The organism is Pseudomonas sp. P1_F1_2 (assembly GCF_056405815.1).
Genome location: NZ_JBFUBK010000061.1, coordinates 1 through 13,141 on the forward strand (window position 1 = coordinate 1; position 13,141 = coordinate 13,141).

Here is a 13,141-nt window from a genome sequence, read left to right on the forward strand (position 1 = left end):
CTGATTTTACGACTGCTTCGCAGCCGGACGCAGCCTCGCAAGCTCGACAGCTGCTACAAGCCGAACGCAAGCTCGACAGCTGCTACAAGCCGAACTAGCTGCTACAGGGTTAACCCAGCGGGACCAGACGTTCCAACGCCTCAGCCACGCCGAACCCATACGCCGGATCTGCCTTGGTGCAGTTCTCGATATGGCGCTGACGAATCGCCCGTGGCACGCCATTCATGGCCCGCGCGGTGTTGTCAAACAGCAACTGCTTGCGCACCGGGTCCAGCAACCGGAACAGGTTCCCCGGTTGCTCGTAGTGGTCATTTTCCAGCCGATGGTCATAGTGCTGGGCGAAGCCTTCCACTGGCAGCGGCGGATCGGCCAGCTCTGGCGAATCCTGCCACTCGCCCACGCTGTTGGGGAAGTAACTGGCAGTGCCACCGAGGTTGCCATCGGTGCGCATGGCGCCGTCGCGGTGGTAGCTGTTCGCCGGGGAGCGCGGTGCGTTGACCGGGATGTGATTGAAATTCACACCGAGGCGATAGCGTTGGGCATCACCATAGGAAAACAGCCGCGCCTGGAGCATGCGGTCGGGCGAAAAACTCACGCCCGGCACCACGTTGGCTGGCGAAAACGCCGCTTGTTCGATTTCGGCGAAGTGGTTCTCGGCGTTGCGATTGAGCTCCATGATGCCGACCTCGATCAGCGGAAACTCGCCGTGAGGCCACACCTTGGTCAGGTCGAACGGGTTGTGCCGGTACGTGTTGGCCTGCTCTTCTTCCATCACCTGGATGCACAGTTTCCAGCGCGGAAAATTGCCCTGTTCGATGACTTCATACAGGTCGCGCAGATTGCTTTCGCGGTCCCTGCCGACCACCGCTTGCGCCTCGGCATCCGAGAGGTTCTCGATGCCTTGCTGACAGACAAAATGAAACTTCACCCACACCCGTTTGTTGTCGCGGTTGATCAGGCTGAAGGTGTGACTGCCAAAGCCGTGCATATGGCGAAAGCTGGTGGGAATCCCGCGATCACTCATCACGATGGTCACCTGGTGCAGCGCCTCGGGCAGCAGGCTCCAGAAATCCCAGTTGCTGGTGGCGTTACGCAAGCCGGTACGCGGATCGCGCTTGACCACATGATTAAGGTCCGCAAAACGCAGCGGATCGCGGAAGAAGAACACCGGCGTGTTGTTGCCGACGATGTCCCAGTTGCCTTCGTCGGTGTAGAACTTCACCGCAAAACCCCGGATGTCACGCTCGGCATCCGCTGCGCCGCGCTCGCCGGCCACCGAGGAAAAACGCACGAACAGCGGTGTTTGCTTGCCCACGGCACTGAAGATACTGGCCTTGGTGTAGTCACTGATGTCATGGGTGACGGTAAATGTGCCGTAGGCGCCAGCGCCCTTGGCATGCATGCGGCGTTCGGGGATGACCTCGCGGTCGAAGTGGGCGAGTTTTTCCAACAACCAGATGTCTTGCAGGAGTACCGGGCCGCGGGGGCCGGCGGTCTGGATATTAAGGTTATTGACCACCGGGGCGCCGGTGGCGTTGGTCAGCTTTTTCATGATCATGTACTCGATGGATTGCTGCTCATCAGGAGCGAAAACCGGCGCGGATCTACGCCCGCGCCGGGGACATCAACCCTTGAGAAACGCCAACAAATCAGTGTTGAGCTGATCCTTGTGGGTATCCGTCAAGCCATGGGGGGCGCCCGGGTAGACCTTGAGCGTAGATCCCTTGACCAGTTTTGCCGAGGCAATGCCCGCCGCTTCAATCGGCACCACCTGGTCCGCATCGCCGTGCACCACCAGGGTCGGCACGTCGAATTTCTTCAGGTCTTCGGTGAAGTCGGTTTCGGAAAAAGCCTTGATGCAGTCGTAGGCGTTCTTGTGGCCGGAGGTCATGCCTTGCATCCAGAACCAGTCGATCATGCCCTGTGACGGCTTCGCGCCTGGTTTGTTGAAACCGAAGAACGGGCCGCTGGCGAGGTCGATGTACAGCTGCGAACGGTCGACCAGCGATGCCTGGCGAATGCCGTCAAACACCTCGATCGGCAGGCCACCGGGGTTGGCTTCGGTCTTGAGCATCAGCGGCGGCACCGAAGAAATCAGCCCGGCCTTGGCCACCCGGCCCGTTCCGTGGCGACCGATGTAGCGCGCCACTTCACCACCCCCGGTGGAGAAACCGAACAGCACGGCGTTTTGCAGGTCCAGCAACTCGATCAATTGCGCCAGGTCGTCGGCGTAGGTGTCCATGTCGTTGCCGGTCCACGGCTGGCTGGAGCGCCCGTGACCACGGCGGTCATGGGCGATGACCCGGTAACCTTTGGAGGCCAGGAACAACATCTGCGACTCCCAACTGTCAGCGTTCAACGGCCAGCCGTGGCTGAAGACGATGGGCTGACCGGTGCCCCAATCCTTGTAATAAATCTCGGTGCCGTCTCGAGTGATGAACGTGCTCATGCGATTGCTCCTTGGTGAGTGTCGGGGTGTATCAAAGCGGTGAGGAATTCATGCGTGCGGCCAGCCGTGCAACGCGCTCGCCCAGGTGCGCGGCGGTGCAGCGATCTTCGGGCGGCGGGGCCAGCTCGGGAGGTTGTTCGACATTCGACTGGGACATGGCCCCCAGCGAGCTGCCCAGGCGATTCATCTGCCCATCGAACACGCCGGTGCCGGAGCGCGCCGGCAGCAGGTCGAGACCGACCCAGATCATTGAGTGCTGGGCGGCGAATACCGCCATCTGCAGCAAGGTGTTGAGTTTGTCGCCGCACAGGCTGCCGGAGTTGGTGAACCCGGCGGCCAGTTTGTCGCGCCAGGGTTGGGCCAGGTAAAACGCCGCGGTGGCCTCCATGAACCCTTTGAACGGCGCCGAAGCGCTGCCCATGTAAGTCGGAGCGCCGAAGATGATGGCGTCGGCATGGTGCAGTTGATCCCAGTGGTCTTGCACTTCCTCGACCGGGATCAACTGGCAGGTGCTGCCCAGGTGGCGCTCCACTCCTTGGGCGACGGCATGCGCCATGACGCGGGTGTGCCCGTAGCCGCTGTGATAGACCACCACTACGTTGCTCATTCCGGCGTCCTTATGACAAATTGAATCCTTGAAGGCGCTGTAGCCGCTGTCGAGTGAAACGAGTCGGGGCGGACACCCCGCAGTCACTCGCGCCGCGCATTGCGTTGCCGCGAAAACCTGAGGAATATGCTCGGAAACCGCGTACTAGACGGATGCAGGCAGGAGTGACCCGTTGACCCTTTCCCCTGAACAGGTTGTGCATTTCGGCCCTTACCGGATCTATCCCGGACAACGTCTGGTGATGGAGGCCGACCAGCCTTTGCGCCTGGGCAAGCGTGCCATGGACATTCTGTTGATCCTGCTGGAGCACGCCGGGAATGTGGTCAGCAAGCAGCAATTGATCGCGGCGGTCTGGCCCAGAAGCGTGGTGGAAGACATCAACCTGCGGGTGCACATGGCGGCGCTGCGCAAAGCCCTCGGCGATGGTCAGGCAGGCCAGCGCTACATCATCACCGTGTCACAACGCGGCTACAGTTTTGTCGCGCCCTTCTCGCTGGAGCTGATCGAACAACCGCCTGTACGCCAAGGGCCGGCGCCGAGCGGCCATAACCTGCCTGTGCGCCGTACCCGCCTGATCGGTCGCCAACCCTTGGTTGACAGTCTGGTCTCGCGATTGGCTCACCTGCGGTTCATCACCCTCGTCGGCCCCGGCGGCATCGGCAAGACCACCGTGGCCCTGCGCGTCGCCGAACAATTGATCGGACGCTACCGGGACGGCATTCGCTTGCTGGACCTGGCCCCGATCAACGACCCGAGAATGATCAGCAGTCATCTGGCGACGCTGCTGGAGGTGTCCTTGCCCGACGCCGACCCCATGAACGGCCTGGCGATGTTCCTGCGCGACCGGCAAATGTTGCTGGTGATCGACAACTGCGAACACCTGGTCGACACCCTCGCGGTGCTCTGCGAAACCCTGCTGCGTGGCGCGCCGCAGGTGCACATTCTGGCCACCAGTCGCGAAAGCCTGCGGGCTGAAGGCGAATATGTTCAGCGTCTTGAATCGCTGGACTGTCCGCCACCCATTGCAGTGCTGGACCGCGCTCAGGCGTTGACGTTTTCGGCCCTGCAATTGTTTGTCGAGCGGGCGATGGCCAGCCACGACAGCTTTGAACTGAGCGATGCAGACCTACCGTTGCTGGTCGACATCTGCCATCGCCTGGACGGCATTCCGTTGGCCATCGAACTGGCCGCCGCGCAAGTCGGCCACTTTGGCTTGAGCGGATTGCTGGATCAGCTACAGGACAGTTTTCGCCTGCTGACCCAAGGGTGTCAGCCGGCATTGGGCCGACACCAGACATTGCGCGCTACGCTCGACTGGAGCTTCGACCTGTTGACGGCGTGCGAGCAAACCTGCCTGCGCCGACTCGGCGTATTCCGGGGTGGCTTCACCCTGGAATCAGCGGCGGCGGTGATCGTCGGCGAACACATCGATCCCGACAGGGTCTTTGGCGTAATCACCCAACTGGTGGCCAAATCGCTGTTGAGCGTGGAAGTGGGCGACGAAGACGTGTACTACCGCCTGCTCGACACCACGCGCCACTATGCCCTGGAAAAACTCGACCAGGCCGCCGACTTGCCGGACACCCGCGTGCGCCATGCCGAACGTTGCCTGGCCTTGATGCATCAGGCCCGGAGCGATTGGGAACACATCCCAACCCGCCTGTGGATCGAGCGTTATGCCCGGACCCTGGAAGACATTCGTTCGGCCCTCGACTGGGGGTTGAATACGCAACGCCAACAGGCCCTGGCGATTCGCCTTGTCGCAACGTCGACGCCGCTCTGGCAGGAACTGTCGTTGCTCAAGGAGCACGGCGATTATGTGCGCAAGGCGCTGGCATTGCTCGATGCGACGCCCGAGCCCTGCTGTCATCTGCACATGAACCTGAAGCTTGCCCTCGGCGCCTCCTGCTACCACCTCCAGGGGGGGACCGCTGAAACCATCGACGCCTTCGTCGGCGCCAGAGCCCTCGCCAATCAGTGTGGTGACTTGACCGGTCAACTACGAGCGCTGTCCGGGTACATGGCGGTCAATCTCAGTTGCGGCAACTATCAAATGGCACTGGAACAGAGCCTGCAGTTCAAACGGCTGGGCAAACATGACGACACCGTGCTGTCGCTGAGCACACACCGTTTACGCGTGCTGGCCCTGCATTTTTCGGGTGATCAAGAACAAGCACGGATGAATGCCGAACAAGTGATCCAGCGTATGGCCCAGAGCGGCCACCTCAACCGCTTCACCCATGGTTTTGGCGTGCAATACGATCAGAGCGTTGCCGCCCTGACGATTCTGGCGCGCATCCTGTGGTTGCAGGGCCGACCGGAACAGGCCTGGCGCACCGCCCGGCAGGCACTGGACATCGCGATCCAGATCAACCATGGCACCTCCATCTGCTACACCCTGGCCCTGGCCGGTTGCCTGATCGCCCACTACAACGGCGACACCCGCACTGCCCGCGAACTCCTGCGCCTGCTGCTGGAACAAGCGCAGAAACATTCGGTGCTGCTGTTCCACACGTGGGCGCGGCACTACGCGCAGGTGATTGACCAGACCCACGCGCACTTGCCGCCCCCACCGGGCAGCGGGTTGATCAAGGACATCATGGTCACGCTGGACAGCGGTTTCGTCGATGACGCCTTGCAGCAGCGAGCAGATACCGGCACCGCAGGCTGGAGCACCGCAGAAATCCTGCGGGCCAGGGCGAGCGCGCTGCTGACCGAGGATTGCCCGCTGAAAACCGAGGCCGCCGAGGCCGTGCTGATCAGGGCCCTGAATGTCGCCAGAACCCAGGGCGCTCTCGCCTGGGAACTCCGCAGCGCCACCTCGCTGGCACAGCTTTGGCAGCGTCAGGGCCGCTATCGGCCAGCCCATGAGCTGTTGGAGCCGATTTACCAGCGATTCACCGAAGGCTTTTCCACGCCGGACCTGACAAAAGTCCGCCGGTTACTCGACGAGTTGCAACGCCATCTACCTGCCTGACACTTTGCGCGCCCGGTTGATGTAACGGGTGTAGCGCCTTTCGACTTCGGGCAATTGACCACCGTGTTCGAGCTTTTCCAGGGCGTACGCGCGGGTGGTGTAGAGGAGCCGGTAACGGGTCACCCCACTGCCCTGCTCCCGCGACAACAGCGATTTGAGCGCTAGGTGTTGCATCGCTTCGATCAAGCGACCGGGTTGCCACACCGCACAACTGATCACTCCCATGGCGGCGTCCAGGGTGAAGGCCTTTTTGAATACGGCCAGGCGTTGCAGCACCGTTTGCTCCAACGGGCTCAGCTGTTCATAGCTCCAGTCCAGCGCAGCTTTCAAGGTTTGATGCCGGGGAACGGCGGTGCGCCGGCCCTGGGTCAGTAGCTGGAAACAGTTGTCGAGCTGGGCTTGCAAGCCGACCAGCGCCAATGCATCGATTTGCGCGGCGGCCAGTTCAATGGCCAGCGGTAAACCATCGAGCCGGCGGCAAATTTCACACACGGCCATGAGGTCTTGTTCGCGCAGGGCAAAGCCTTGTTGACGGGCACGGGCGCGACTGACGAACAGTTGCACGGCTGAATAGCCCATGACTTCGGTGACACTGAGTACAGCGCCAGCGGGCGGCACCGCCAATGGCGGCAGATGCAGGATGGTTTCCCCCGAGGCCCGCAGCGGTTCACGGCTAGTGGCCAGAATCGACAGCCGGGGCGCCGCAACCAGCAAGCTTTCGACCAATGTGCGACAGCGCTCCAGCAGGTGCTCGCAGTTGTCGAGCACCAGCAGCGTATGGCGTTGCGCCAACACCTCGAGAGTAGCCCCGACGTCCAGTTCAAGGGTGCGCGCCAGGTGGGCAATCACTTGCGCCGGATCATCAATCGTCGACAGATCCACCAGCCAGACGCCGTCCTCATAGTGCTGCAACAGCAGCTCGGCAACGCGCAATGCCACGGTGGTTTTACCGATGCCGGCGGGACCAACCAGCGTCATCAGGCGTCGCACCGGCAATTGCCGGACCAGACTGCCGACAATCGAGTCTCGACCGGTCACCGGCATGAGCCGCGCAGGCAGGTTGTGCTGAGCGTTCTGAACGGTCTGAATCGCAATGGGTGCGCCCGCCGGCAGGTGCTGCACCGGGGCAACAAAGCTGTACCCGCGCTGGGGAATATTGACGATATAGCGCTGACCATTCTGCCCGTCGCCAAGGGCGCGGCGCAGCGCGGCGATGTGCACGCGCAGGTTGATTTCTTCGACCACCGACGTCGGCCAGACCTGGGCGATCAATTCGTCTTTGCTGACCACCGTCCCGGCACGCTCGACCAGCACCTGCAAAATATCCAGGGCCCGCCCACCCATGCGCAGCGGCCGTTCACCGTCGAGAATCAGCCGTTGGTGCTGGTGAAACGCGTAGGGGCCGAAATGCAGCACCGCTTCGCTGTTTAAATCTCTGAGGCTGTTCATGCACGTTCGCGTGCTGAAAACCTGGCCCGGCTTAACGTGCTGCAATCGTCCATCGCACTCGCCCTCCAGGCTCCCGCACCTCCATCGCAAAGAGTTCAGGGGGTATCTTGGCAGGCCTGCGTGACGGTACAACTGCCACGGAGGGAGCGTCACGGCCATCAGGGTGCGTGCAACGGACACAACACTCTAGCTGAACTGTTCGCGGTATTGGCTGGGGGTCAAACCGAGTTTTTCACTGAACAGGAAACGCATGTGCCGCACACTGCCAAAGCCGCTTTTGAAAGCCACGGTCTTGAGCGGTGAGTCGCAGGTTTCCAGCAAGCTGCGGGCGTGGTCGATGCGCGCGTTTTGCAGGAACTCCATCGGCGTCATCTGCACTTCCCGGGCAAACACCCGGGTGAAATGCCGCGCACTCATGGTTGCCAGGCTGGCCATGCGTTCGATGCTGAACGCTTCATCCAGGTGTTCGAGTACATAGTTCTGCACCCGGGTAATCGGCGTTTCATGCGGGGCGACCGTGGCCATCAATGGGCTGAATTGCGCCTGCCCGCCCTGACGTTTCATCACCACCAGCAACACTTTAGCCACGTCCTGCGCGACTTTCTTGCCATGGTCTTCGGCCACGACCGCCAGCGCCAGGTCAATGCCGGCGGTCACGCCGCCGGAGGTGATGAGATTGCGGTCCTGAACGTAGATTTGATCGGTCTCCACCGTGGCCTTGGGAAAGCCTTTGATCAAACGTTCGGTGTAGTGCCAGTGGGTGGTCACGCGGTAACCGTCCAGCAAACCGGCATGCCCCAGGACAAAGGCGCCGGTGCAGATCGAACCGTAGCGCCCGGCACGGCTTACGGCGCCCTTGAGCCAGGCGAGCAACGGCGGATGTTTTTCGTTATAGGCACCGGGACCGCCCGGCACCAGCAGCAAGTCGTAACCCTCGATCGCCTGATCAATGTGCAAATCGGCCTGAACGCGAACGCCGTTGGAGGCACGCAGCGCGCCAGCCTCGGTGCCGATGGTCGTCAGCTCGTAACAATCAGCCGGCGCCAGGTATCGGTTGGCGATGGAAAACACCTCCATGGGACCGGCCATGTCGAGCAGGAGGAAGCCCGGGAACAACACTACAGCTACGGTTTTCATGGGCTAAGAGTCACTGAAGTCAAAAAAAGAATACTGGCCAGACACCGGTCCCTGTAGGAGCGTGCCTGCTCGCGATGGCGTCGGCAACGTCAACATTGATGTCGACTGATACTCCGCTATCGCGAGCAGGCTCACTCCCACAGGGTTAGGGGTACGGCATTAAAAGGATGCTGTGCATTATGGCTAATCGTGGCGTTGGCGTCCGTGATCCTTTGCACACAACTGTCAACCTGAAAGAGACAGTATTTCAATTTTCATCTACTTATTGCACAAACCAGTAACCATTAACCTTCTCCTCACTCGGACGAATCAACGTCCCAACAGGAGATTTCATCATGCTGACCCTTCGCAAAGCCTCTGATCGCGGCGCGGCCAATCACGGTTGGTTGAAGTCGTTCCATACCTTTTCCTTCGCCAACTATCGCAACCCGAAAGAACAGGGTTTTTCCGATCTGTTGGTGATCAACGATGACCGCGTGGCGGCCGGCAAAGGCTTTGGCCAGCACCCCCACCGCGACATGGAGATTTTCTCCTACGTGCTCGACGGCGCACTGGAACACAAGGACACCCTGGGCACCGGTTCGGTGATCCGCCCGGGTGACGTGCAGTTGATGAGCGCCGGCAGTGGCGTGGCGCACAGCGAGTACAACCACTCGGCAACACGCCCCGTGCACTTTCTGCAGATCTGGATCGTGCCTGAAGTGAGCGGCGCCAAACCGCGTTATCAGCAAGAGCACTTCAGCACGCAAAAGAAACGCGGACGCCTGCAACTGATCATTTCCCCGGACGGCGCCAAGGGCTCGCTGAAAGTGCGCCAGGATGCCCGGGTGTACGCCGCGCTGATTGATGGCAAGGAAAGCGCCACGCTTGAGCTGGCCGCCAACCGCTATGCCTATGTGCATGTGGCCCGTGGCAGTGTCGAACTCAACGGTGTGTCGTTGCAGGCAGGCGACGGCGTGCGGGTTCGCGATGAGCAGGTGCTGACGTTGAACAACGGCGTGGATGCCGAAGTGCTGGTGTTCGACCTGCGCCCGCAAGAACTGCCTGAAATGCCGTAACCGTCACCCACGATCCCTGTAGCCGCTGGCGAAGCCTGCGTCCGGCTGCGAAGCAGTCGTAAACCCAGCGCATGCGGTCTGTCATTTAGACCGCAGCGTTTGAAATCACGACTGCTTCGCAGCCGGACGCAGGCTTCGCCAGCTGCTACAGGTTGTGTGCGGTCACTCTCCCGTACCGGAAAACCCCGCGACAATTTCATCAATGACCGCCCGCACCCGCGCGGTGTGCCGCAAGTCGGCGTGGGTCACCAGCCAGATGTCATACGGCAGCGGTCGCGTGCGCTCCGGCCAGAGCCTGACCAGCCCGTCCCTCTCCCCCAAGTACACTGGCACTTCCCCCAACCCGATCCCCGCCGCGATGGAGCGACGCACCAGCAGGCTGGAACTCAGGCTCGACACAATCCGCCCGCGCGCCAGTGGTTCCGACACCAGCGTCATCTCCTTGTTGCCTTGCAGGTACGGCTGATACACCACCAGATCATGCCCTTCAAACGCCGAGCCCGGCTCCGGCACCCCGTTGGCTTGCACATACGCCCGGGACGCAAACAGCCCCACCGGCCAGCGGGCAATTCGTCGGGCGATCAGGTCCGGGTTATCCGGTCGGGTGTTGCGCACAGCGATGTCGGCTTCGCGCTTGGATAGGCTCAGGATCTGCGTCGAGGCGTCCAATTGCACCCGCACATCGGGGTGCTGCTGATGCAGGCGCGCAATGGCCGGGATCAGGAAGTCGATGGCCATCGAATCCGTGGTGGTGACCCGGACGAGGCCGGTCAACCGGTCGTCCAGCCCTTGAATCTGACGCTGCAGTTCCAGCGCCGAGCGCTCCATTTTTTCCACTGCCGCCAACGCCGCCTCGCCGACTGCGGTCAGTGCATAGCCCTCAGAAGTGCGCAGAAACAACGTGGCACTCAATGACTTTTCCAGCGCTGTGATGCGCCGGCCCACCGTGGCCTGATCGACCCCCAGCACCCGCGCCGCACCCCGAAGGGTCGATTCTCGGCACACCGCCAGAAATACCCGTGCGTCATCCCAGTTCATGCGGCGCCCCTACCGATGCAATTACGCATCACGATAACGCAAAATCGCTGCGTTATTGCATCACTCAATCGCGATAGGCTGAAGGCCAGCATCCACCTCACTGGACCCTTCTCATGCACAGCACATCGACTCCCCCGCGCAGCGCGATCTGGCTGCCGATCTTCGCCGGCCTCAGCGCCAGCCTGGTCAGCATTGGCCTGGCGCGGTTCGCGTACACGCCACTGATTCCATCGCTGATCCAGGCGCACTGGTTTTCCACCCGCGACGTGGTTTACCTCGGTGCCGCCAATCTGGTCGGCTATTTGATTGGCGCCCTGATTGGCCGCCCCGTCGCGCAACGCACCTCCAACAAAACCGCGCTGCGACTGATGATGGTGGCCGTGACCTTGTCATTCTTTGCTTGTGGCTTTCCCCTGTCGGTGAGTTGGTTCTTCGGTTGGCGCCTGCTGTCGGGCATTGCCGGTGGCGCGATCATGGTGCTGGTGGCCGCCACCGTCTTGCCGCATGTCCCGGCATCCCGCCGGGGGCTGGCCAGTGGTGCGATTTTTCTGGGTATTGGCCTGGGCATTGCCGGTTCGGGGACGATTGTCCCGCCGTTATTGAGCCTCGGCTTGCAACAGACCTGGTTCGGGCTTGGTCTGCTGTCCTTGTTGCTGACCGCTGCCAGTTGGTTCGGCTGGCCGTCAGACACTCACCACACCGCCGTCACGCCCTCCGTCGAGGAACCCAAGACAGCCACTGACCGGAACGTTTACCTGTTGTTCGCTCAATACGCGCTCATGGCCGCCGGGCTGGTGCCAGCCATGGTGTTCCTGGTGGATTACGTGGCTCGTGGCCTCGGTGCCGGGCCGCACGTCGGTGCGCTGATTTGGGTGATGTATGGCCTTGGCGCGATTATCGGGCCGGTGAGTTACGGATTTCTGGCGGATCAACTGGGCGCGAAGATGAGTATTCGGCTGGTGCTGGTGGTGCAGGCGATTGCCGTTGGCCTGCTGTCGATTTCCAGCTCCTTTACCGCTTTGGCGTTGCTGGCGGTGATTATCGGCTCGTTCCCGCCGGGCATCGTCCCGCTGGCGCTGGCACGGGTTCACGAACTGATTCCCCAGCATCACCAGCAGCAAATGGCCTGGAGTCGTGCGACGGTTTCGTTTGCAACGTTTCAGGCCATCGCCGGGTTTGCCTATTCGGCACTGTTTAACGCCAGCGGCGGTCATCACGCCATGTTGTTTGTCATCGCAGCCGGTGCGATTGTGGTTGCACTGTTGCTGGAACACGTCACGCGGTTACTGAACCGTCGTGAGGGTTTGCTGCCCGCTTTGAACTGAATCACCGACACCTTGATGCGGTCCCACTTTATGACTTCTTCGTTCCAGGAATTCGACATGACATTGCCCCAAACCATGACCCTGATTGAAATCACCGAGCCCGGCGGCCCCGAGGTGTTGAAACCGCGCCAGGAGCCGGTGCCTACTCCGGGTGCGGGCGAAGTGCTGATTCGCGTGCACGCTGCCGGGGTCAATCGCCCCGACGTGATCCAGCGCGCCGGCAAGTACCCGATGAAGCCCGGCATGAGTCCGATCCCCGGGCTGGAAGTGGCCGGCGAAGTGGTGGCGATCGGTACGGACGTCAGCGAGTTTATCGTTGGCGATAAGGTCTGCGCGCTGACCAACGGCGGCGGCTACGCACAATATTGCGTGGTACCGGCCAGCCAGACGCTGCCGATCCCGCAAGGGATGGACTGGGTGCACGCGGCGGCGATCCCGGAAACCTTTTTCACGGTGTGGGCCAACCTGTTCGACATGGGCGGCGCCAGCAAAGGCCAGCGCGCATTGATTCACGGCGGCACCAGTGGCATCGGCACCACCGCGTTGATGCTGTGTCGCGAGTTCGGCGTCAAGGCATTCGCCACTGCCGGCAGTGAGGAAAAGTGTGCGGTGATCCGCCAGTTGGGGGCTGAGGCGATCAACTACCGCGATCAGGATTTTGCCGACGTCATCGCGCAAAAAACCGCTGGCAAAGGCGTGAACGTGATCCTCGACATCATGGGCGGCTCATACCTGAACCCGAACATCGCCGCCTTGGGCATGGAGGGTCGACTGGTGATGCTGGGGTTTCTCGGCGGCGCTCATGCCAAGGATGTCGACCTGCTGGCGATCATGGCCAAACGCGCAATCATTACCGGCTCCCTGTTGCGCTCACGCACCCGCGAAGAAAAGGCGTCGATTGCCGAGCAACTGCGTGAATACGTCTGGCCAGTGCTCGCCGCCGGGCGGTGCCTGCCGATGATCGCCAAGGTCTATGCGCTTGCCGATGCGTCGCTGGCGCATGCGCGGATGGAGGGTGGTTATCATGTGGGCAAGATTGTGTTGACGGTGGATTGATCGAGATGGGTTTAGGCAGTGATGGCCCCATCGCGAGCAAACCCG

General features: G+C 61.6%; 10 protein-coding genes. 4 read left to right on the forward strand and 6 right to left on the reverse strand.

Translation table 11 applies throughout. The features are described 5' to 3' along the window. Positions 1 to 109: 109 nt before the first annotated feature. The 3 genes from AC1D2P_RS18525 to AC1D2P_RS18535 form a co-directional block, all read right to left on the reverse strand. Complete coding sequence (locus AC1D2P_RS18525) at positions 110 to 1,552, reverse strand: catalase (RefSeq protein WP_477758528.1); 1,443 nt, start codon at positions 1,550 to 1,552, stop codon at positions 110 to 112. Between the two features lie 72 nt (positions 1,553 to 1,624). Beyond that, on the reverse strand, positions 1,625 to 2,449 hold the full coding sequence (locus AC1D2P_RS18530; RefSeq protein ID WP_477758529.1) for an alpha/beta fold hydrolase: 825 nt from the start codon (positions 2,447 to 2,449) through the stop codon (positions 1,625 to 1,627). Positions 2,450 to 2,480: 31 nt separating this feature from the next. Then, the gene (locus tag AC1D2P_RS18535) at positions 2,481 to 3,056 is read right to left on the reverse strand and encodes a flavodoxin family protein (protein ID WP_109787797.1); all 576 of its coding nucleotides are present in this window, start codon (positions 3,054 to 3,056) and stop codon (positions 2,481 to 2,483) included. Between the two features lie 172 nt (positions 3,057 to 3,228). Here AC1D2P_RS18535 and AC1D2P_RS18540 point away from each other — a divergent pair, with 172 nt between their 5' ends. Further along, on the forward strand, positions 3,229 to 6,033 hold the full coding sequence (locus AC1D2P_RS18540) for an ATP-binding protein (RefSeq protein ID WP_477758530.1): 2,805 nt from the start codon (positions 3,229 to 3,231) through the stop codon (positions 6,031 to 6,033). On the opposite strand, the gene AC1D2P_RS18545 is transcribed toward AC1D2P_RS18540, so the two are convergent. Then, a complete protein-coding gene (locus tag AC1D2P_RS18545) occupies positions 6,022 to 7,482 on the reverse strand; it encodes an ATP-binding protein (RefSeq protein ID WP_109787788.1) in 1,461 nt (486 codons plus the stop codon). The genes AC1D2P_RS18540 and AC1D2P_RS18545 overlap by 12 nt on opposite strands. A gap of 186 nt (positions 7,483 to 7,668) precedes the next feature. After that, on the reverse strand, positions 7,669 to 8,619 hold the full coding sequence (locus tag AC1D2P_RS18550; RefSeq protein WP_109787789.1) for a GlxA family transcriptional regulator: 951 nt from the start codon (positions 8,617 to 8,619) through the stop codon (positions 7,669 to 7,671). A gap of 335 nt (positions 8,620 to 8,954) precedes the next feature. Between AC1D2P_RS18550 and AC1D2P_RS18555 the strand changes: the two genes are divergently transcribed. Next, positions 8,955 to 9,677: a pirin family protein gene (locus AC1D2P_RS18555; RefSeq protein ID WP_109787790.1), complete on the forward strand. Its 723-nt coding sequence runs from the start codon at positions 8,955 to 8,957 to the stop codon at positions 9,675 to 9,677. Between the two features lie 162 nt (positions 9,678 to 9,839). On the opposite strand, the gene AC1D2P_RS18560 is transcribed toward AC1D2P_RS18555, so the two are convergent. Next, positions 9,840 to 10,715, reverse strand: coding sequence for a LysR family transcriptional regulator (locus AC1D2P_RS18560; RefSeq protein ID WP_109787791.1), 876 nt, complete (start codon positions 10,713 to 10,715; stop codon positions 9,840 to 9,842). Between the two features lie 113 nt (positions 10,716 to 10,828). Here AC1D2P_RS18560 and AC1D2P_RS18565 point away from each other — a divergent pair, with 113 nt between their 5' ends. Continuing rightward, entirely contained in the window at positions 10,829 to 12,040 is a 1,212-nt protein-coding gene (locus AC1D2P_RS18565; protein WP_477758531.1) for a YbfB/YjiJ family MFS transporter, read from the forward strand. 57 nt (positions 12,041 to 12,097) lie between these two features. After that, a complete protein-coding gene (locus tag AC1D2P_RS18570; RefSeq protein ID WP_477758532.1) occupies positions 12,098 to 13,096 on the forward strand; it encodes an NAD(P)H-quinone oxidoreductase in 999 nt (332 codons plus the stop codon). Positions 13,097 to 13,141 lie beyond the last annotated feature (45 nt).